Origin of the sequence: Sorangium sp. So ce128, assembly GCF_051525245.1 — a bacterium.
In the GTDB taxonomy this organism is placed as follows: domain Bacteria; phylum Myxococcota_A; class Polyangia; order Polyangiales; family Polyangiaceae; genus Sorangium; species Sorangium cellulosum_B.
This window is the reverse complement of record NZ_CP150313.1, coordinates 9,317,848-9,336,945: the sequence shown is the minus strand read 5'-3', so window position 1 is coordinate 9,336,945 and position 19,098 is coordinate 9,317,848. Positions and strand designations below refer to the sequence as shown.

General features: G+C 72.5%; 16 protein-coding genes. 14 read left to right on the top strand and 2 right to left on the bottom strand.

The window, feature by feature from the left end; genetic code table 11:
* Window positions 1-21 precede the first annotated feature (21 nt).
* The 3 genes from WME82_RS35530 to WME82_RS35520 are packed head-to-tail and all read left to right on the top strand — an operon-like array spanning window position 22 to window position 2,320.
* Complete coding sequence (locus WME82_RS35530; RefSeq protein WP_438038935.1) at window positions 22-648, top strand: YdcF family protein; 627 nt, start codon at window positions 22-24, stop codon at window positions 646-648.
* Between the two features lie 2 nt (window positions 649-650).
* Window positions 651-1,061 (top strand): hypothetical protein, encoded by a 411-nt coding sequence (locus WME82_RS35525; protein ID WP_438038934.1) that lies wholly within the window; start codon window positions 651-653, stop codon window positions 1,059-1,061.
* Window positions 1,058-2,320, top strand: coding sequence for an MFS transporter (locus WME82_RS35520; RefSeq protein WP_438038933.1), 1,263 nt, complete (start codon window positions 1,058-1,060; stop codon window positions 2,318-2,320). Before WME82_RS35525 ends, WME82_RS35520 begins: the two co-directional genes overlap by 4 nt.
* Window positions 2,321-2,335: 15 nt before the next feature.
* Here WME82_RS35520 and WME82_RS35515 read toward each other — a convergent pair whose 3' ends face one another.
* Window positions 2,336-3,217: an NAD-dependent epimerase/dehydratase family protein gene (locus WME82_RS35515; protein ID WP_438038932.1), complete on the bottom strand. Its 882-nt coding sequence runs from the start codon at window positions 3,215-3,217 to the stop codon at window positions 2,336-2,338.
* 92 nt (window positions 3,218-3,309) lie between these two features.
* Here WME82_RS35515 and WME82_RS35510 point away from each other — a divergent pair, with 92 nt between their 5' ends.
* The 7 genes from WME82_RS35510 (at window position 3,310) to WME82_RS35480 (ending at window position 10,731) form a co-directional block, all read left to right on the top strand.
* Window positions 3,310-4,245: an AraC family transcriptional regulator gene (locus WME82_RS35510; protein ID WP_438038931.1), complete on the top strand. Its 936-nt coding sequence runs from the start codon at window positions 3,310-3,312 to the stop codon at window positions 4,243-4,245.
* Between the two features lie 375 nt (window positions 4,246-4,620).
* Window positions 4,621-7,380 (top strand): protein kinase domain-containing protein, encoded by a 2,760-nt coding sequence (locus WME82_RS35505; RefSeq protein WP_438038930.1) that lies wholly within the window; start codon window positions 4,621-4,623, stop codon window positions 7,378-7,380.
* Window positions 7,381-7,533: 153 nt separating this feature from the next.
* A complete protein-coding gene (locus WME82_RS35500) occupies window positions 7,534-8,229 on the top strand; it encodes a hypothetical protein (protein WP_438038929.1) in 696 nt (231 codons plus the stop codon).
* Window positions 8,226-8,960 (top strand): ferritin-like domain-containing protein, encoded by a 735-nt coding sequence (locus tag WME82_RS35495; protein ID WP_438038928.1) that lies wholly within the window; start codon window positions 8,226-8,228, stop codon window positions 8,958-8,960. Before WME82_RS35500 ends, WME82_RS35495 begins: the two co-directional genes overlap by 4 nt.
* A gap of 48 nt (window positions 8,961-9,008) precedes the next feature.
* Window positions 9,009-9,515, top strand: a complete 507-nt coding sequence (locus WME82_RS35490; RefSeq protein WP_438038927.1) for a hypothetical protein — start codon at window positions 9,009-9,011, stop codon at window positions 9,513-9,515.
* Window positions 9,506-10,330, top strand: coding sequence for a hypothetical protein (locus WME82_RS35485; RefSeq protein WP_438038926.1), 825 nt, complete (start codon window positions 9,506-9,508; stop codon window positions 10,328-10,330). Before WME82_RS35490 ends, WME82_RS35485 begins: the two co-directional genes overlap by 10 nt.
* 5 nt (window positions 10,331-10,335) lie before the next feature.
* Window positions 10,336-10,731, top strand: a complete 396-nt coding sequence (locus WME82_RS35480; RefSeq protein WP_438038925.1) for a hypothetical protein — start codon at window positions 10,336-10,338, stop codon at window positions 10,729-10,731.
* Between the two features lie 62 nt (window positions 10,732-10,793).
* Here the strand turns inward: WME82_RS35480 and WME82_RS35475 are convergent, their stop codons facing one another.
* Complete coding sequence (locus WME82_RS35475; RefSeq protein ID WP_437912550.1) at window positions 10,794-11,456, bottom strand: TetR/AcrR family transcriptional regulator; 663 nt, start codon at window positions 11,454-11,456, stop codon at window positions 10,794-10,796.
* Between the two features lie 100 nt (window positions 11,457-11,556).
* Here WME82_RS35475 and WME82_RS35470 point away from each other — a divergent pair, with 100 nt between their 5' ends.
* From WME82_RS35470 to WME82_RS35455, 4 genes are all read left to right on the top strand, one after another.
* Window positions 11,557-12,909 (top strand): alpha/beta hydrolase family protein, encoded by a 1,353-nt coding sequence (locus WME82_RS35470; protein ID WP_438038924.1) that lies wholly within the window; start codon window positions 11,557-11,559, stop codon window positions 12,907-12,909.
* Window positions 12,906-13,943, top strand: a complete 1,038-nt coding sequence (locus tag WME82_RS35465) for a DUF6268 family outer membrane beta-barrel protein (RefSeq protein ID WP_438038923.1) — start codon at window positions 12,906-12,908, stop codon at window positions 13,941-13,943. Before WME82_RS35470 ends, WME82_RS35465 begins: the two co-directional genes overlap by 4 nt.
* 148 nt (window positions 13,944-14,091) lie before the next feature.
* Window positions 14,092-16,074, top strand: a complete 1,983-nt coding sequence (locus WME82_RS35460) for a galactose oxidase-like domain-containing protein (protein WP_438038922.1) — start codon at window positions 14,092-14,094, stop codon at window positions 16,072-16,074.
* Between the two features lie 115 nt (window positions 16,075-16,189).
* Entirely contained in the window at window positions 16,190-19,024 is a 2,835-nt protein-coding gene (locus WME82_RS35455; protein WP_438038921.1) for a serine/threonine-protein kinase, read from the top strand.
* Window positions 19,025-19,098: the final 74 nt, after the last annotated feature.

The window sequence follows — 19,098 nt, the reverse complement described above, 5'->3', positions numbered from 1 at the left end:
CTCTTCCAGGGATCCGACGCCATGCGCATGGAAGGAGCGTGGGACCGCGTGAGCACCGCGGCCGGCGTGAGCGGGCTCATGGCCTTCGCCGTCGCCGCGTTCACCCCGGCCGCCGCGCCGCTCGATCGCTGGATGGCGTCGGCGCCCGACGCAGGGCAGGCCGACGCGGTGGTCGCCCTCGGCGCGGACGTCGATCCGGACGGGCGGCTCCCGGAGGATTCGCTCCGGCGCGCCGTCGAGGCCGTCGCGCTGTACCGTGAGGGGCGAGCGCCGCTCGTGCTGATGCTCGGCAGCCGCAACGGGCCGGCCAGCGAGGCCGAGTCGCGCGCTCGCCTCGCGCAGGGCCTCGGCGTCCCCGCGTCGGCCCTGCTCACGGAGCCGCGCGGGCTGACGACCGCGGTGGAAGCCCAGCGCAGCGCGGAGCTCCTGCTGCCCAGGGGCGCAAGGAGGATCCTGCTCGTCACCGGCGCGCACCGCATCGCTCGCGCGCGCCGGCTCTTCGAGCGCGCGGGCTTCGAGGTCCTCGCCGCGCCCGTCCCGGAGGGGTCGCCGGCCTCGAACACCCCGGGGGAGCGCCTCTCGGCGATCGGCCGGCTGCTCCAGGAGCTCGCGGCGCGCGCGCTGTCGCGGCTCCGCGGGGAAGGGTAGCGATGCCCGACGCGCTCTACATCCTGGGCGTCGTCGCCGCCACGTCCTGCGTGGTCTACGCGGCGGGGCGCCGCCGGGGGATGCGCGCCGGGCTCCTCCCGCCCGCGCTCCGGCGCGCGATCCGCTGCGTGGGCGTGTGCCTCCTGTTCTGGGGCGGCAACGTCGCCGTCGGGGCGGCGGTGGCCCTGCTCGTGCGCGGCCTCGGGCTTGGGTTCATCTGGCTCTACGTCAACACCGACGTCTCCGTGCTCGTCCTCTCGGCGCTCCAGGCGCTGGCCTTCGAGTCATGGCGCATCGAGCACGAGCGGCAGCGCGCGGCCAGCGCCTCGCGCGCCGACGATCTCCCCGGATCCCCTGCCGCGCCGGGGCCGGCACATGAGTCCCCGCATCGGGTAAAAGGAGCGAAGCGATGAGCACTGCAGCCGTGGAGGAGCGTCCGGTCTCGAGCCGGTGGAGCGACAGGGCGCTGCGCCAGACGGCCGGCTACTACGGGCTCTTCATCTGCCTGGGCCTCATCACGGCGATCACCGGGCCGACCCTGCCGGACCTGGCGCGGCAGACGGGCTCCAGCGTCGGGGACATGGGCTCGCTGTTCCTCGGCGGGGGGGTTGGTTACACGCTCGGTACGCTCTGGGGAGGCAAGCTGTTCGATCGCGTGCACGGGCACAACCTGCTCGGGGGAGCGCACCTGATCGCTGCGGCGTGCCTCGCTGTCATCCCGGCCGTCCCGTGGTTATGGCTGCTCGTGGTCGTGGCGTTCTGCCGGGGTCTCGCGGAGGGGCTTGTCAACACGGGCGCGAACGCGCTGCTCCTCTGGACGCACGGGGAGAAGGTCAGCCCTTACATGAACGGGCTTCACTTCTGCTTCGGGCTGGGCGCGTTCGTGTCGCCGCTCCTTGTCGCGCGCGTCCCGGGCGCCTGGGGCGGTTACCAAGCGGCGTACTGGGCCGTGGCCGCCTTCTCGGCGCTCGTCGCCCTGGGCATGCTCTCGATGCGACACTGTCCCGAGCCCAAGGAAAAGGCCGGGAAGGACGCCGCGGCGAAGGGGGCGGATCGCGCGCTGCCCCTCCTTCCGGTGCTCGTCGCGGTGCTGTACCTGTTCGCCTACGTCGGCGGGGAGATCTCGTTCGGGAGCTGGATCTACACCTATGCCCTCACGCTGGGCGTCGTCTCGGCGACCGGGGCCGCGTACCTCACCTCGGGGTTCTGGCTCTCGTTCACGATCGGGAGGCTGCTCTCGATCCCGGTGGCGATCCGCTTCACGCCGCGCCAGGTCATCCCTGTGGGGCTGGGCGGCTGTCTCGTGCTGTCCGCGATGATGCTGCTCCTGCCGCCCTCGAGCGCGCTCCTGTGGGGTGTCGCGCTCGGGCTCGGGCTCTTCATGGCGCCGCTCTGGCCCAGCGGCTTCACGCTCGCGGGGCAGATCGTGCCCATGACGGCGTTCGTGACCGGGCTCGTGCTGGTCGGCGACAGCCTCGGCGGCATGGTCCTCCCGGCCCTCACAGGCAAGCTGATCGAGGGGGCGGGTCTGGAGCGGCTGGCCTACTCGCTGCCGATGCTCGTGTTCGGCAGCCTCGTTGTCTGTGCCTTTTCTTATCTCGTGCTGCTCGCCCTCGACAGCAAGCGAGCAGGGGAGGCGGCGAGCGCCGCGCGCGACGGCGCCTTGCCCTGAAGCCTGCGGCGCGGCTCATGGCGCGCGGTAGCCCTGCGCCGGGTCGCGCAGGGCGCCGCGGATGCCTCCGAGCGCCTCTCCGACCTCCGGGGACCAGCCCAGGCCGCGCAGCCTGGTCGCGTCGAGGGCGGCGTCCATGGCCAGGAAGCCGGCGATGGGGCCGTGCGCTGCGAGGGCTTCCGCGAGGCTCCACGAGCCCACGGGGACCCCGGCGGCGTCGCCTATCGCCGCGAAGAGCGCCGCCATGGGCTCGGGCGACGCTTCGGCGGCATGGAATACGCCCCTCGCGTCCGACTCCAGCAGCATCGCGTAGGCGACCGCCAGGTCCCGCACGTGGACGGTGGACCAGCGGTTCTCGCCATCGTCGATAGTACGCGCCACCCCCGCGGCGCGCGCGCCCTGCACCAGGCCCGCCACCGGACCTCCGCCGTCGCCATAGACGATGGGCGGCCGCACGACCAGGCCGCGGACGCCCTTCGCGCCGAGCACGCGCGACTCGGCCGCCACGAGCCACTCGAGCGCTCCGCCGGGGTTGACGCTCTCCTCCTCGGGCACGGGCACCCGCGAGGAGCGCGCGCGGGGCGCCCCGGTCGTCGTGATGAAGACGCCGCCGCTCATGGCCGAGAGCATCGCCGTGACCGCCGCCTCGTCCGTGGCCGGGCGATCCTCTCCTGTCGTCGCCGCGGTGTGCACCACCCCGTCGCCGGCCGCCGCCGCGCGCGCGAGCACGTCGACCTGCGACAGATTCCCCCAGATCGGCTCCGCGCCCGCGGCCCGCACCTTCGCTGCCGACGCGTCGCTGCGCGCGAGCCCGCGCACCCGGTGCCCGCGCGCGACCAGGGCGCGGGCGACCGCAGATCCGATGAAGCCGCTCGCGCCGGTGATGAAAACGTCCATGGTTGCCTCCTCGTGAATCGGTGGCTGAACCATGGCGACGGACCGGGGGGCTCTCCATGTGATAGCGTCCAGCGCTCTTTTGTGATCGTCCAATGCCCGATGTCCTGACAGCGCTGCTCCGCCACGTGCGCATCGAGACCAGCCTCTTCGGCCGCGTCGAGCTCGGCGCGCCGTGGGGGGCCCGTATCGGCCCCCGAGAGGTCGTCCTGCTCCACCACCTCCTCGAAGGCGAGATGTGGCTGGAGCTCGACGGCCGAGAGATCCGCGTCGGCCAGGGCGATCTGCTGCTCATGCCGCACGGCGTCCCCCACTGCCTGAGGCACCGGCCGGGGGCGGCCGTCGTCGACGAGGATCGCTGGCTCTCACCGCCTCGGCCGGGCGCGCAGACGGTGCGGCGCCGGCTGGGCGGCGACGGCGCGAGGACGGTGGTGCTCTGCGCTGCCATGCACGTCGCGGGCGCCGGGCGGTCGCTGCTGCTCCGCGCGCTGCCCTCCGTGGTGCTCCTCGACGGCGGGGCCGGTGAGCCGGTGCCCGGCCTCGGCCGGCTCCTGGACGGCATCCGCGACGAGGTGAGCGGCCGGCGGCCGGGCGCGCCGGTCATGGCCGCTCGCTTCGCGGAGCTGCTCCTCCTGCAGGCCATCCGCGCGGAGCTCGAGCGCCCCGCGCCTCCTGGCTCCTTCCGCGCGGCGCTCGCGGACGAGCGCGTCGCCCGCGCCCTCGACGCGCTCTACAAGGCCCCGGCCCGCGCGTGGACCGTGGCCTCGCTCGCGCGGGAGGCCGGCATGAGCCGCTCGGGCTTCGCCCTCGCCTTCCGCGAGCACGTGGGAGAGGGCCCTCTCCGTCACCTGACGCGCTGGCGCATGGAGCTGGCGAAGGAGACGCTGCGAGAGCGCCGCGGGCTCGCGCTCGCCGAGGTGGCGTCGTCCGTGGGGTACCAGGACGAGGCGGCCTTCAACGTCGCGTTTCGACGGGAGGTCGGGGTCCCGCCGGGGGCGTACCGAGCCGGGGACCGCGAGCCGGGATACTGAGCTTCAGCGAGCGCTGCGTCTCTTTGGTCGACCGCGCTATCTGGTGAGACGATGTCCTTGGGGCCACGGCGTCATGGCTCGGCAGCCGTCGAGCGAGCGGATGGATCGGGACGCATACGCGATGAGCTGTGGAGAGACCGAGAAATTCCCTCACTTGCAGCCCTTTTCATCGGGCAAATTGAACAAGAATGGCGGGGAAGATTTGCCGTCGGGCGCATTGTGATGCTGTTCGCTGCACAGAGATATTTGCAGGGATGTGGGAAGATCCTTGTGAACGTGTCCTCGCCTTACCGCCTTCCTGTTGAGCGGACAGCACGTCGGGCGCGTTCGTTTCCGATCTGGACAGGGAGGGCCGGTTGGGTAGTGTAGGCTGCCGTGCGTATCGCATCGAGAGCGGACCTGACGCAGGGCCTCGAGGCGACCCAACCCGCTGCGGGAAAAGACTCTCCGCCGGGTGAGGGCGACGAGCGCGGCGAAGGCGACGAGCGCGCACGGCATACGTGGCGTCCAGGCGCCGTCGTCGCCGGCCGGTACCGGCTCGATCGGCTGCTCGGTGAAGGGGGCATGGGCGTGATCTGGGCCGCGAGCCACACGCTGACTGGCAAGCCGTTCGCGCTCAAGTTCGTGAAGGGCGGGGCCGTGCGCGGCGCGGTGGGCATGCGCCTGCTGCGCGAGGCGAAGCTCGCGAGCAGCGTCCGCCACCCCAACGTCGTCGAGGTTCACGACGTCGAGATCGAGAGCGGGGCGCCCGTGATGGTCATGGAGCTCCTGTCCGGCGAGTCGCTCGCAAGCAGGCTGCGTCGCGAGCCGAGGCTGCCCCTCGGCGAGGTAGCCTCCATCTTCCTGCCGGTCATCTCCGCCGTCGGGACGGCGCACGCGCTGGGCATCGTCCACCGCGACCTGAAGCCGGAGAACATCTTCCTTGTCGACGGATCGAGCGAGCGGGTCAAGGTCCTCGACTTCGGCATCGCGAAGCTGACGGCCACGAGCGGACAGGACGCCCAGACAACGGGGCTCACCGAGAGCGGGACGAGGCTTGGCACGCCCTGCTACATGTCGCCGGAGCAGACGTTCGGAGACCGACAGATCGATCACCGTACCGACAACTGGTCGCTCGGCCTCATTCTTTACGAATGCCTCTCGGGCGTGCTCCCGACCCGGGCCGACAACGTCGGCCAGGTGTTCAAGATCATCGTGACAGGCGCGATTCCCCCGCTGGAGAAGGTCGCGCCCGACGTGCCTCGGGAGCTCGCCAGGGTGGTTGGCCGGTTGCTGTCGACGGACCGCCAGGCTCGGCTCTCCGACCTGAGCGAGGTCGCTCGCGCGCTCGCGCCGTTCGCGCAGGGCGCGGCGCCGAGCTTCGGCCCGCCGGAGCCGCCCGCATTGGGCCTCTCCGAGCCGCCCAGGGCGCCGGGCGGCGAGGCGGCGGATGGGGACGTGGTGGACCCCCTGGCCGCGACCGAGCGCCTCGGCGCCGCGGCGCGCCGCGATGAGCTCCGCGCGACCGGAAGGCGCCTCGGCTTGCGGGCGGCGGCCTGGAAGATCGGCCTCGCCATGGCGCTCGCGGCCGTCATCGCTGGGGCGCTCGCGCTGCGCGGGGGGCCTCGTCCGGTCGGGGCGACCACCGTTCCCGGGCCGCGCTCCATCTCTACGGCGCTCGCCCTGTACAGCGCCGCGCTGAAGGCCGCTCGCGATGCCAACGAGGGCAAGGCGGTGGACGGCCTGCGGCAGGCGATCTCCGTCGATAACTCCTTGGCCGAGGCGCACCTTCGCCTCGCGATCTACGCGCCGGAGCCCGCCGAAGCTCGGGATCACTATCGGCGCGCAGAGGAGCTGAGCGCCGTGCTCGACCCCCGCGATCGAGCGCTCCTTGCGGCCATGGAGCCCGCGCTCGGCCGCGACCCCGCGGATACGGCGCGCTGCGCGGAGCGGCTGACCGCGCTCACGGCGCGGCACCCGTATGATCGCGACGCGGAGCTGTTGGCCCTCCTCGCGCGCTGCGCGCTGCGATCGGACGTCCATACCAGCGTCGCTGCGGCGAGGCGGGTCATCGGGATCGACCCCGAGTACGCGCAGGGATGGGCCACGCTGGCGCAGTCGTTGTGGCAGCTCGGGAGCTTCAACGACTCCGCTGCCGCCCTCGACCGGTGCCTCGCGATCTCGCCCACGGCGGCCAGCTGTTACGAGATCCGGAGCGAGCAGCACAGCGCGCTCGGACGCTGCGCGGACGTCGAGCAGGACCTGTGGCTCACGCGGCCCACGACGAGCGGAAGGGGCCGGCTGATCTTTCGCAGGCTTGCGTGGTCGAGCTATGCGCAAGGGCGCTCTCTCGACGCGGTCCGCGAGGCGATGCGGCAGAGCCGGGTCTCGCTGCCGCACAAGGAGCAGCGCTTTACCGCGCTGCTCGACGAGTCGAACCTGAACGCGATCCTGGGCAATTTCTCGCAGGCCGAGGAACAGCTACGGCAGGCGCGCATGTACATCAGCGCGGAGTCCAGGGGGCACGCCGATGTCGTCCGCGCGCTCATCGATGTCTGCCTCGAGACCGATCGCAGGCGCGAGGCAGCGGACATCGCCAAGACGTGTCTTGACAATTATAGCGCCTGCGCAGGCGGCTCGCCGGACCTCTTGCGGGTCATGCTGCATGCCGGCCTCATCGCCAGGGCCGAGTTCCAGGAGAAGGTGGCCGAGCTCCTGTCGCGGCCCCGCGTGCAGGGTGCGGCCGACCCTGCGCGCTCCGCCGTGGTGCAGGCCTACGCGCGGTGGATCGAGCACCCCGAGGAGGCGGCGGAGGCCGTCCCCGTGCTGCCGCTGACCGCGCTGATGAGCAATCAAGTCGGGCAAGAGGTCCAGGCGGATGTCGGCGCGGTCTTTTACCTCGCGGGCATGCCTCTCCATGCGATCCCCACGCTTCGCAAGGCGGTCACGACGTGCGATATGCTGGGCTGGCCGGTAAGGTACGTCCGCTCGTTCTGGTTTCTCGGTCAGGCACTCGAGCAGATGGGCGAGATCTCCGGCGCTTGCGAGGCCTACGCGAGCGTGATCGAGCGCTGGGGGAACGCCAGCCCGCGCTCGATGACCGCCGAGCAGACGCGGGCGAGGATGAAGGCGATCTCCTGCGGACCGGTCGAGTGACCGGGCGCCATTGTTCTGAATTTCGGTTCAATGGTGTGCGGAAAATGCAGATTCTCTTCGCTGTGCTGCGCGCCTACGCTGGTGCACATGGGCCGAGTGCTCGGCCCGCGCCGCGCCCTGCGGCAAACAGCCTATTTTACTGGAGGAGAACTTATGCGTGAGGAGACGAGACGGGCAGCATTGCGTGCAGCCGCGAGGGTCGCGCTGGGGGCGCTGGCCTGTGGCGCCCTGGCGGGCTGCAGCGGACGTTACGTCTCTGGCGGGCAGTCGTCACCGCTGGATCCCGATGAGGAGATCCCGGCGGAGGAGCCGGACGCCCCGGCTCCGGCCGGCGGCGGGGCGACGGCCGGAGTCGGGGCGACGACCGGAGTCGGCGCGACGACCGGCGGCGGTGGGGAACCTTCGACGGGGAGTGGGGTCATTCCGACGCCCGATGAGGGCGGCGCGGGCGGCGCGGGCGGCGCGGGCGGCGCGCCGCCCATGCCGACCGGGCTCGCGTGCGCCGAGCAGGTGAGCCTCGACGACACGGAGGCTCGCCCTCGCGCGGAGCTCGAGTGCTGCGTCGACTATGGCGCGCAGCGCCTGCCCGCCCCCGGGACGGGGATCTCCGAGGAGCAGTGGGCGGCCCTCGCTGGAGACGCCTCCTTCGTGAACTGCTGCACGGCGCTGATCGTGGGCGTGGACGCCGACGCGATCTCCTACAGAGAGGCCGAACCCGCCCGGCACGCCTGCTGTTTCGGCGACGTCGTCGCTCCCGAGGCGGAGCTCTATACGCGGACGTTCTGCACGCCCTGGGGCCCCCCGGTCCCGCCGGCGCTCGACGCCTATGCCCCGTCGGAGGTCGCATGAACGCCGCGACGCTCGATCTCCGCGGCGAGGCGCGCGCGCGTGCCTTCGACGTGAGCGGGTATCCCGCGGCGCTGTTCCCGTCGGCGATCGGCACCTGGTACGCGCGGATGGTGAACGAACACGGGTCGTCGGCCGTGTTCGAGGCGCTCGCAAGCCAGCTCGCCGAGGCGGGCTTCCAGCCGGAGCTCGCCGAGGCGTGCCGGGGCTTCGCCGACGAGGAGCGCCGCCACGGGATCCTCTGCGGCGCCGTGGTGGAGGCCCTCGGCGGGACGGCGACCGCGAGCGTCCCGGAACGCCCGGAGTTCCCCCTGCACCGCGACGCGCCTCCCCGCGCCGCCGCGCTCCGCAACGTGATCCACATCTGCTGCATGAGCGAGACGGTGGCCGTGGCCCTCATCGGCGCGGAGCGGCTGGAGATGCCGCCCGGGCCGCTGCTCGATCTGCTGACGCGCATCTACGCCGACGAGGTCGGACACGCCCGCTTCGGCTGGCGCCTCCTCGAGCAGATCGCGCCGGAGCTCTCCTCGGCGGAGCGGCGAGCGGTCGAGCGCTACCTGCCCGTGGCGTTCCGGCACCTCGTGGAGCACGAGCACGCGCACTTGCCGGCCCACGACGCTCCGCCGGACGGGGAGCAGCTCGGGCTGTGCAGCGGCCTGAAAGCCCGCGTGTTGCTCGATGAGACCATCGAGGAGGTCATCCGCCCCGGGCTTCGCCGCTTCTTCGATTGCTGAGCGCGGCCGCAAGAGCATCCGGGGCCAGATCCATGCCCGGAGGGCGACGTGCGCCTAGGCGGGCCGTGCTGCTACTCGCCCAGGTTCCGGAAGAAGGGCGGCGCCGTGACCCCCGGCGGCTACGGGACGGCCGCAAACGTGAAGGCCAAGCTGTTCAACCCGGGCGCCTTCTACACCGCCGGCATCAGCCCCACCGTGACGGCCAAGGGCAAGGAGTACTTCGCCGGCCGGACCATCATGTTCACGCACCACAGCGCCTACCGCGACGCGGGCACCGGCCTGCCAAAGCCGACGTCCCGCGGCCGCATCGTCGGGACCATCGTTCATGAGCTCGTCCACGCGTTCGGTATGCCGCACAAGTGCGGGTACTTCGACTTCCGCGCGCCGCGGGACAAGACGTGCTGCATGAACTACAGGCCCAACTGGATGCTGGACGACAAGCGCAACCTCATCCGGGGGACGTCGGCGAAGACCGGTGGCGACGTCTGCGGCAGGCACCTCAAGGAGGTGAGGCGGGTCCACCTCGAGGACAACAAGGGGCTCGCGTGGAAGTGAGCGCTCCGGACATCACACCTCCTGGCCCGGCCCTCGTGGGCATCGATGTCGAGCCGCAGTATGTGCTCGGCTTTCCGATGTTCGTGGGCATCACGATCGGCAGCGTGCCCCCGGGCGCGTCGCTCATGCGGCTGCCGCTGCCGTCGCCCGCGGCGCTGCGGGGCGCGACAGGCATCAGGCTGTGGCGGCCGGGCGAGGCGGAGCCGTTCTTCGAGGAGGCGCCCACGGCCGTGGTGGACGCCGATCTCTCGGCGCCGAGCTTCCGCCTGCGGGCCGGCGAGGTCCGCCGGCTCCTCGTGGAGATCGCCGAGCTCCTGCCGGACGATCTGGCGGCGGGGGAGGTCGACGGCGTGCTGCTCTACGGAGCCCCGCCGCACGTCGCCGCGAGCGGCCGCGGACGGCTGCGCTTCCGGGAGCCCACGGCCGCGGAGCGCGCGTCGCTCGACGAGCTCCGGCCCGAGGTCGAGGCGGCCGGCTCGTTCGGGCGGTGGCTCCGCCGGCCGCCGTCCGACCCGACCCGGCTCGCGCCGCCCGCCGATCCGGGCGATCCGCTGCGGTATCCGAGGCTCATGAAGTACCTGATCCACGGCCCGGAGGAGCTCGACGCCGTCGACCCGGCGCGGCTCCGCGTGCTCGGCGGCGTGTTCGCGCCCGAGGCGTGCGGGCTCGCCGCGGAGCTTCAGGCCGCGCGAGATCCCGGGGCGTTTGCCGGGTACGCGCAGCAGGTGAAGGCGGCGTATCCGGGGCTCGCGGCGTGGATGGACGCGATCGCGGCCGGGCAGAGCGAGATCGCGTGGGCACGGAGCCATCGATGAACAGGATGAGCCCACGAGCGTGCGTCGTTGCCGTGGCCCTGGGGCTCGCGGCGTTCTCGAGCTCCGGTTGCGGTCGCTCTCAGGCGCCGTCGCCCGACCGCGCGGCGCCGGATGCGTCCAGCGCCGCGGCGGCGCCCGGGGTCGCGGCGACGGCGCCCGGGGCCGTCACGGAGGCGCCCGAGGTGGCGACCGCGCCCGGGACCGCCGCGCCGCCGGGCACTGCGCCCGCTCCCGCGCAGCCCGTGAGCGCTGCGCCGTCCATGAGCGCCGCGGGGATCAGGAAGCCCTCGCCGGGCGCGCGCGGCCCGCTGCCCGATGCGAAGCCGAAGCTCAAGTGTGGCAGGACGTACTGCAACGCGGCGGGGGAGTGCTTTGCGCCGTCGCCGCCCCAGTGCGAGTGAAGGCGCACGGGCGCGGGAGAGACTAGCCGCCGCTCCGGCGGGAGCGCGCGATCCCCCGCGGATCACCCGCGCTTCGACCGCTTGCCCTGGGGCGCGGGCGGAGCCGGCTCCGGGACCGCGACGGGCGTCAGCGTCTGCCGCGCCAGCTCTCGCGCGTAGGCGAGGCGGTCGGCCGGCGAGCCGAGCGCGTTCAGCCCCTCGTAAAGCCCCGCGAAGAACGTCGGGAAGAAGACCGCCGAGAGCGCCGCCACCACCCGGCGCGCCGCCGCCCGCTCCTCGAGCCCGGGCACCGCCGCCCGGACGAGATCGCGCAGGCGCTCCATCACCGGCGCGAAGAGCTTCGGGAAAGGACCGCTGTAGTCGTCCGCGTGAAACGCGTCGTGCAGGAGCGCCCTGCCCACGTTCGGGTACCGCATCCCGCCCTCGAGGTAGTAGCCGAGCAGCCCGCTCAGCGCCTCCAGGGGATCGCCCGGCATCCGGGCGAGGAAATCCTCGCTGTCCGACAGCATGTTCCCGATCGACCCCTCGAGCGCCGCCGCGACGAGCGCCTCCTTCGACCGGAAATAGTAGTTCACCGCGGCGATGTTGACGCCGGCCGCCGCCGCGAGCTTCCGCACCGTCAGCTGCCCGATGCCGTGCTTCTCGATCTGATCGATCGCCGCGACCACGAGCCGCTGCCGTGGATCGAGATCGTCCGCAGGGGCGAGGGGGTCACGGTCGTTCATACGATTGTTTGAAACACACCTTGACGATGCGCCTGGCGGGCGTCAATGCTTGAAACGCATGTTTCAATCACTTGTTTCGTCAGGCGCTGGAGGTGCACCGATGCTCGATCGGCGGAGGTTTCTCACCCACACGGCGGTCGCGGGGGGCGCGGCGGCGCTCGGGTTCGCGTCGGGCCGCCGCGGGGTCGATCAGGAGGTCGCGTCCGCGCGGTTCCACGGCGACGACACGCTCGGGCAGGGCCAGGCGGCGCCCGTCTGGCACCGGTTCAAGTTCATCGGCCAGCCGGTGATGGACGCGCAGATCGTGTTCTGGCTCGGCCTCGCGTCGATGGGGCTGACCGACGTCGGCGAGGTGCTCGACACCGCGACCCGCATCCGCCCGGGCGACGAGCGCTCGTGGTTCGACCAGTGGCTGGCCACCGCGAAGCGGGTGCAGGGCTACGGCGAGGAGGCGGAGGCCCGCGGCCACGCGCGCAGCGCCGCGTCGCACTTCCTGCGCGCGGGCGCGTACCACCGGGCCGGGCTGATGCGCTACGCGGATCGCTCCGACCCGCGCCTTGTCGAGGCGACGATCGCGGGGCTCGACCTGCATGACCGGGCGCTCCGCCTGCGGGGCTACGACTCCCGGCAGGTCGATATCCCCTACGAGAACGGCGTGCTCCACGGCCGCGTCCACTACGCGCCCGGGGTGGCGCGCGCGCCCGCGATCGTGCTGCAGCAGGGCCTCCACGCGTGGCCCGAGGACACCATGTGGATCATCGACGGCGCGCTCGAGCGGGGCTACCACGTCCTCTCGTTCCACGGCCCGGGGCAGGGCGCCTCGCTGCGCCTCCACGGGCACCCCTTCCGGCCCGACTGGGAGGTCCCCGTGGGGCGCGTGCTCGACTTCGCCGAGCGCGACGAGCGGCTCGACGCCGGCAAGTTCGTCCTGATGGGCCTCTCGTTCGGCGGCTACCTCGCGCCGCGGGCGGCCTCGCGCGAGCGCCGCCTGCGCGCCCTCGTCGCCAACCCGGGCGTCGTCAGCTGGCGGGACGCGATGCTGCGCCACTTCGCGTCGATCCCCGGCCTGCTCGAGCTGCACGAGCGCGGCCCCGCGGTGTTCGACCGCGCCATCGACGCCGCCGCGGTTGTGATGCCCGACGCGCGCTGGTACTTCGACGACGTGACATGGAAGCACGGCGTCTCGACGCCCCACGAGGTGATCGACGAGCTCCGCAAGTACGACAACGCTGACGGCGTCGCGAGCATCCGCTGCGAGACGCTGATCATGGAGGGCAGCGCCGAGGACGCGTCTCCAGGCGAGTCGGAGCGCCTCTACGGCGCGCTCACGTGCCCGAAGCACATGATGGTGTTCGACGCGGGCACGGCGTCGCAGGTCCACTGCCAGGGCGGCAACCAGCTCCTCGCCCAGGCGCGGCTGTTCGACTGGCTCGACGAGCGGGTGGCGCGATGAGGCCCGCCGATCGCGCCGCCGCGCGCGCGACGGACGAGCGCCCCGGCGGGGGCCCCTCCCGCCGGGGCGTGCGCCCCCCGCGGCTCCTCGCCCTGGCGCCGCTCCTCGGGCTCCTCGCGCCGGGCGCGGCGTGGGCACAGTTCCCCGATCTCGTGGACCTGAGCGCGCAGTACATGCCGGGCGCGGCGATCGAGGACCCGCGCCCCGTGCGGGCGCAGATCTCGTCGTACGAGGTCAACGCCAACGTGCCGATCCCCCTCGGGGAGAGGACGTTCCTGATCCCGGGGGCGACGTACCACGTCGAGGCGATCTCGTACGCCGGCGCCCCGCCCGGCTTCGACGAGCTCCGGGCCTTCCACGCCGTCGACGTCCCGGTGCTGTTCGTCCAGCTGCTTCCCCACGACTGGTCGCTCTCGCTGCGCGTCGCGCCGGGGCTCGCGGGCGACTTCGAGGCCTTCGACGGCGGGCTCGTCCGCGTCAGCGCGCTCGGGCTCGTGACCCACACGCTCTCGGAGAAGCTCGTCCTCGGCGGCGGCGCGCTCGCGTCGTACAGCTTCGGCTCGTTCCTCCCGCTGCCCGCCGCGTACGTCGAGTGGACGCCGAGCCCCCAGTTCCGCCTCGAGGCCTTCCTGCCGGGCTTCGCGTCGGCGAAGCTCCTGTTCTCGGATCGCGTCGAGGTCGGCCTGCGCGCGGACGTGGCGGGGAACGCCTACGCCGTGCGCGACCCGCGCGTCACCGGGGCGTGGCCGTGCGCGGCCCAGCCGGCCGACGACCCGGCGACCGAGCAGGACGAGCGGGCGGCGCGGCCCGAGGAGTGCCTCGATCACGTCGCCTACTCGGTCGTGACCGCGGGCGTGACCCTCGGCGTGCGCGCCTTCTCGTCGGTGTGGGTGACCGCCCAGGCGGGACACAGCCTGTTCCGTCGCTACGAGCCGATGAACGACGAGGACGATGCTATCCCCGGAGGCGGGCAGAGCATCCCGAACGTGCTCTTCTTCCGCGCCGGCGTGACGTGGCGCATCCCGAAGAGCTGAAGCGCGACACGTCATCGACGATTGGCTCTGTCCCGGGGGGGCTCTCCAGGCACGCTACATTTGTGTTGCAACTCCGGTTCTTCACATCACGATTCCGCGCTGTGTAGCGACGCGCGGCTGTCCATCGCGCGATCCATGGGGGGAACCGATGACCTCAACGAAACAAAGTCCGTTGCTCTATGTCCTGCTATGCGTCGGGAGCGGCTGCGCCAGCGCGGACGGGTTCGACGATGTCGAGGAGGCGTCGACCGAGGCCGTCACGGCGGCGTCAAGCGGCGAGCTCGGCCCGCTCATCCCGATGCACAAGGACGCGGTTCACGCCGGCTTCTTCTGGGACCCGCTGGGCAAACCCAAGATCCTGTTCTGGATGCGCCCGTCCGAGTACAGGGGGACCGATCTGGCGGACCCGGAGCCAGACCCCATCGGGGAGCTCAGGGCCGAGTTCTCGCAGGTGGTTTACGGCGGGTTCCGCTTCAGCGCCACGCTGGAGCGCAGCGTCTTGAGCCGCATCAAGGACGACATCGCGCGCGAGAACACCCAGGTCTTCGATATCTCTCACCCGGACGCGTTCAAGAACAACGGCAAGTACGATGTCCGGCAGCTCAACGAGGCTGATTTTGACCTGAACGCGGCCGCGTTCTCCGATCGCGGATCCTCGGCGGGCCTCAACTACAACCTCTTCTGCGCGGGGAACACCACCTTGCCGGACGGGCGATGGCTCATCGTGGGAGGCCACGATAAGTCGGGCAATCAGGGGATCCGGAAGCTCAATATCTTCGATCCACTCACGGCGACATGGGTCTACAGGACGATGCCGCCGGTGAAGGCGGCCTACGCGGCCGACCCGGACATCGAGTTTCCGGCTCTCCACCCGTCGGCGCTCGACGAGCGGAACACGGACCCGCCCGCGGCGTCGGACATGCGGTACCAGCGCTGGTATCCGACCGCCGTGACGCTCCCGGACGGCAAGGTGCTCATCCTGTCCGGCTCTGACCAGGATAGCAGCGTCGGGCCCGACCTGGCGCCCGCGACCAAGGAGCGGAAGGTCGTCCCGGAGATCTACGATCCTGCGACGGACACCACCATCGCGCTCGAGAACGCGAGGAAGCTCCTGCCGATGTACCCGCGCTCGTTCGTCGTGCAGACGGGCCGGGGCAAGGACGACTGGAAGGTGGCGGTCGTCGCCGAGGTCAAGCCGCCGCTTCCGACGGATCTCCGGCCCTACGACCCGTACCTGTACAGCGGCAAGACCCACCTCTTGGATGTGCGCGCGGCGCTCGCCGATCGGCTCCGCGACCAGCCGGGCGAGCGGCACTGGCGGCTCGTCGACACCGCCGACGCCGCGCACGACAGCGGCGCCAGCGTGGCGATGTTCGAGCTCGACAAGCGAGGACAGCCGGTCGCGCAGCGCATCGCGCTCTTCGGCGGCGACGCCGGGGAGGGCGAGGACTCCGATGCCGTGGAGATGATCGACTTCGCCGAACGGCACCCCCAGTGGCGGCGGCAGGAAAACCTGATCCGCCCGGCCACGCAGAACAACGCTGTCGCCCTGCCGAACGGCAAGGTGCTCATCGTCGGCGGCCGCGGCGGCCCAGAGGGCGGGCCGCGGGTCAATACGCTCGAATACCAGCTCTTCCACCCCGACTCGGGCAAGATCGAGACGGTCGCGGAGACCAAGGTCCCCAGGCACGATCACTCGACCTTGCTCGTCGCGCCGGACGGAAGCGTCTACTCCGCGGGCGGAAATCGGGTGGATCTGGCGCCGGAGGACGACACGCTCGGAGTCCCCGTCCTGCAGGTCTACAAGCCGGACTACCTGTTCCAGGGATCGAGGCCGGTCATCGAGCGGGCCCCCGAGGAGATCAGCTACGGGAGCACCTTCGAGGTCGAGCTCGACTCGCCGTGCAGGAACACGAGCTCCGTGGTGGCCCTTCGCACGGATCCGGTGACGCACAACTGGTCGTGGGGGAACCGGTACGTGAAGCTGTCGTTCGACAAGAACAGCAGGTGCAAGCTCAAGGTCTACGCCCCGGCCACGGGCGCCTCGGCGCCGGGAGGCAACTACCTCCTGTTCGCGCTCGACGATCGCGGCGTGCCCAGCGAGGCGAAGCGCGTCCGCGTCGGAAAGTGAGCCCACCGCCACCGCGGGCTCCGTGATGGAAGCGGCGAGCGTATAGCCGCCCACCGACCGACGGGTGCCCGCCGGACCGTTGAAGACGGCTCGACGCCGGTGCATCCTCCGCCTTATGCGCCCGGGAGAGGTCATCGACAGCCGCTTCCAGCTCGAGCGCGTCGCGGCCTCCGGTGGGATGGGGACGGTCTACCGCGCCGTCGACCGGGCCACGGGGGCGCAGGTCGCGCTCAAGCTCCTCGGCCAGCCCGACCGGAGCGCCGCGCACCGCTTCGAGCACGAGGCGCGGATCCTCGCCGAGCTCGATCACCCGCGGATCGTCCGGCACGTGGCCCACGGCATCACCCCCGACGGGGTGCCCTACCTCGCCATGGAATGGCTCGAAGGGGAGAGCCTCGCGCAGCGCCTCGCCCGGCAGAAGCTCGATCTCGAGGAGAGCCTCGCCCTGCTCCGCGCGGCCGCCGAGGCGCTCGGGGCCGCGCACGCGCGGGGCATCGTCCACCGCGACGTCAAGCCGAGCAACCTGCTGCTCGTCGGCGGCGAGGCCGCCGGCCTGAAGGTGCTCGACTTCGGCATCGCCCGGATGAAGCGCACCATCGGCGCGCTCACGCAGACCGGCTCGGTGATGGGGACCCCCGGCTACATGGCCCCGGAGCAGGCCACCGGCGAGCGCGACCGCCTCGACGCGCGGGCCGACATCTTCTCGCTCGGCGCCGTGCTCTTCGAGTGCCTCACGGGCAGGCCCGCGTTCCAGGGCCAGCACGTGATGGCCCTGCTCGCGAAGCTCCTCATGGAAGACCCGCCGCGCGTGCGGAACCTCCGGCCCGAGGTGCCGCAGGAGCTCGACGAGTTCGTCGCCCGCATGCTCGCGAAGGACCCGGAGCAGCGGCCGCGCGACGGCTCGGCCGTCGTCGAGGCGCTCGACGCCCTCGAGCGCGATCCGACGAGCGGCCTGGCCGCGCCCCCCGTCCTGTACGAGGCGATCACGGCGTGCGAGCTCCGGCTGCTCTCGCTGGTGGCCGCGCGGGAGCCGCGCTTCTCGCCCTGCGACAGCGCGGCCAGCACGCTCGTCGCCGCGGCGCCGAGCGACCTCACGAGGAAGCTCTACACGAGCGCGCAGCCGTTCGGGGCGCGCGTGGACGCGCTCGCCGACGGGACGATCGTGCTCTCGATCGCCGGCGTTGGCGACGCCGCCCTGCAGGCCGCGCGCGCGGCGCGGTGCGCCCTCACGCTCGTCGAGCTCGTGCCGGAGGCCTCCGTCGTGCTCACGACCGGCCGCGCCGAGCACACCGGCAGCCTCCCGGTCGGCCCGGTCATGGACCGCGCGGCCGCGCTCCTCGCCCTCGCGGAGCGCGACGCGCGCCCGGAGCGGAGGCCCGCGCCCGTGTGGATCGACGACGTGACGAGGGCGCTGCTCGACGCGCGGTTCGAGATCGAGCCGGCGCGGCCCGGCACGTTCTTCCTGCTGCATGAGCGCGAGGTCGGGCGGTCGGCGCGGACGCTCCTCGGCAAGCCGAGCCCCTACGTCGGCCGCGACAGGGAGCTCCGGAACCTGCGCGAGCTCCTCGAAGACAGCTTCGGCGGGCCCGAGCCCCGCGCCATCCTGATCACCGGGCCGCCCGGGATCGGCAAATCCCGCCTGCGGTACGAGCTCATCGAGATCCTTCGGGAGCGGCACCCCGAGCTCACCGTCGCGGTAGGCCGCGGCGACTCGCTGAGCGCGGGATCGCCGTTCTCGCTCCTCGGCTCCGCGCTCCGGGGCGCGGCCGGCATCACCGGCGGCGAGCCCGCCTCGGCGCAGCGGGAGCGGCTCCTCTCGCTGGTCGCCCGCGCCCACGCGCTGACGCCGGGCGAGAGGACGAGGATCGCCGCGTTCCTCGGCGAGATCGTCGGCACGCCGTTCCCGGGCGAGGCCGATCCGAGGTTCCTCGAGGCGCGGCAGAGCCCGGCCCTGATGGCCGACCAGATCCCGCTCGCCTACCTCGACTTCATGGAGGCGGCGTGCGCGGCGGGGCCCTACCTGCTCGTGCTCGAGGACATCCAGTGGGGCGACGCGGCGTCGCTCAAGCTGATCGCGCGGGTCCTCCGGGAGCTCCGCGACCGGCCCTTCGCGGTGCTCTACCTGGCGCGGGTCGAGGTGCGGAAGGTCTTCCCCGTCCTCTGGGAGGGCAGCGAGGTGCACGAGATCACGCTCGGCGCGCTGCCGCGCCGCGCGGCGGAGGAGCTCGTGCGGCAGATGCTCGGCGACGGGTTTCCGCCCTCCGAGGTCGCGCGCCTCGTCGAGCGCGCGAGCGGCAACGCGTTCTACCTGGAGGAGCTCATCCGGGCGGTCGCGGAGGGGCGCGCGGACAGGCTGCCGGAGACGATCCTGGGCATGGTCGAGGCGCGGCTCGAGGCCATCCCCGCGGAGGCGCGGCGGCTGCTCCGGGCGGCGAGCATCTTCGGCGAGGCGTTCTGGAAGACCGGGGCGCTCGCCCTGCTCGGCGACGCCGGCGGGTCGACGCTCGCGGTGGACTGGCTGCCCTGGATGCTCCAGCGCGAGCTGCTCGAGCGCCGCGAGCAGAGCCGCTTCTCGGACGAGGAGGAGTACGCGTTCCGGCACGCGCTCATCCGCGACGGCTGCTACGCGATGCTGCCGGACCACGATCGCGCGCTCGGGCACCGGCTCGCCGCCGAGTGGCTGCTGCAGGCGGGAGAGCACGACGCCAAGGTGCTGGCAGAGCACTTCGAGCGGGGCGGCGAGCCGCGGCTCGCGGTGGAGTTCTACCTGCACGCGGCGGAGCAGGCGCTCGCCGGGAGCGACCCGGCCGCCGCGCGCGCGCTCGCGGACCGGGGGCTCGCCCTCGGCGCGGAGCGGGACGTCGAGGCGGTGCTCCGCGGGATCCGGGAAGGGGCGTCCCGCGCGCTGGGCGTGGCGGACGAGCGCGCCGCGCCCTCGTCGCGCTCGTGAGCGCTCAGGGAGGCCGCTTCCGAGGCCGCGGGCGCCGACGGCGCGAGGTCTGGCGCCGCGCCACGGTCTGTGAT

What these genes read in the sequence shown, in the direction of transcription:
- WME82_RS35530 (WP_438038935.1), top strand. Translation starts at nt 22, where the DNA reads ATGCGCATGGAAGGAGCGTGGGACCGCGTGAGCACCGCGGCCGGCGTG.
- WME82_RS35525 (WP_438038934.1), top strand. Translation starts at nt 651, where the DNA reads ATGCCCGACGCGCTCTACATCCTGGGCGTCGTCGCCGCCACGTCCTGC.
- WME82_RS35520 (WP_438038933.1), top strand. Translation starts at nt 1,058, where the DNA reads ATGAGCACTGCAGCCGTGGAGGAGCGTCCGGTCTCGAGCCGGTGGAGC.
- WME82_RS35515 (WP_438038932.1), bottom strand. Translation starts at nt 3,217, where the DNA reads ATGGACGTTTTCATCACCGGCGCGAGCGGCTTCATCGGATCTGCGGTC.
- WME82_RS35510 (WP_438038931.1), top strand. Translation starts at nt 3,310, where the DNA reads ATGCCCGATGTCCTGACAGCGCTGCTCCGCCACGTGCGCATCGAGACC.
- WME82_RS35500 (WP_438038929.1), top strand. Translation starts at nt 7,534, where the DNA reads ATGCGTGAGGAGACGAGACGGGCAGCATTGCGTGCAGCCGCGAGGGTC.
- WME82_RS35495 (WP_438038928.1), top strand. Translation starts at nt 8,226, where the DNA reads ATGAACGCCGCGACGCTCGATCTCCGCGGCGAGGCGCGCGCGCGTGCC.
- WME82_RS35480 (WP_438038925.1), top strand. Translation starts at nt 10,336, where the DNA reads ATGAGCCCACGAGCGTGCGTCGTTGCCGTGGCCCTGGGGCTCGCGGCG.
- WME82_RS35475 (WP_437912550.1), bottom strand. Translation starts at nt 11,456, where the DNA reads ATGAACGACCGTGACCCCCTCGCCCCTGCGGACGATCTCGATCCACGG.
- WME82_RS35470 (WP_438038924.1), top strand. Translation starts at nt 11,557, where the DNA reads ATGCTCGATCGGCGGAGGTTTCTCACCCACACGGCGGTCGCGGGGGGC.
- WME82_RS35465 (WP_438038923.1), top strand. Translation starts at nt 12,906, where the DNA reads ATGAGGCCCGCCGATCGCGCCGCCGCGCGCGCGACGGACGAGCGCCCC.
- WME82_RS35460 (WP_438038922.1), top strand. Translation starts at nt 14,092, where the DNA reads ATGACCTCAACGAAACAAAGTCCGTTGCTCTATGTCCTGCTATGCGTC.
- WME82_RS35455 (WP_438038921.1), top strand. Translation starts at nt 16,190, where the DNA reads ATGCGCCCGGGAGAGGTCATCGACAGCCGCTTCCAGCTCGAGCGCGTC.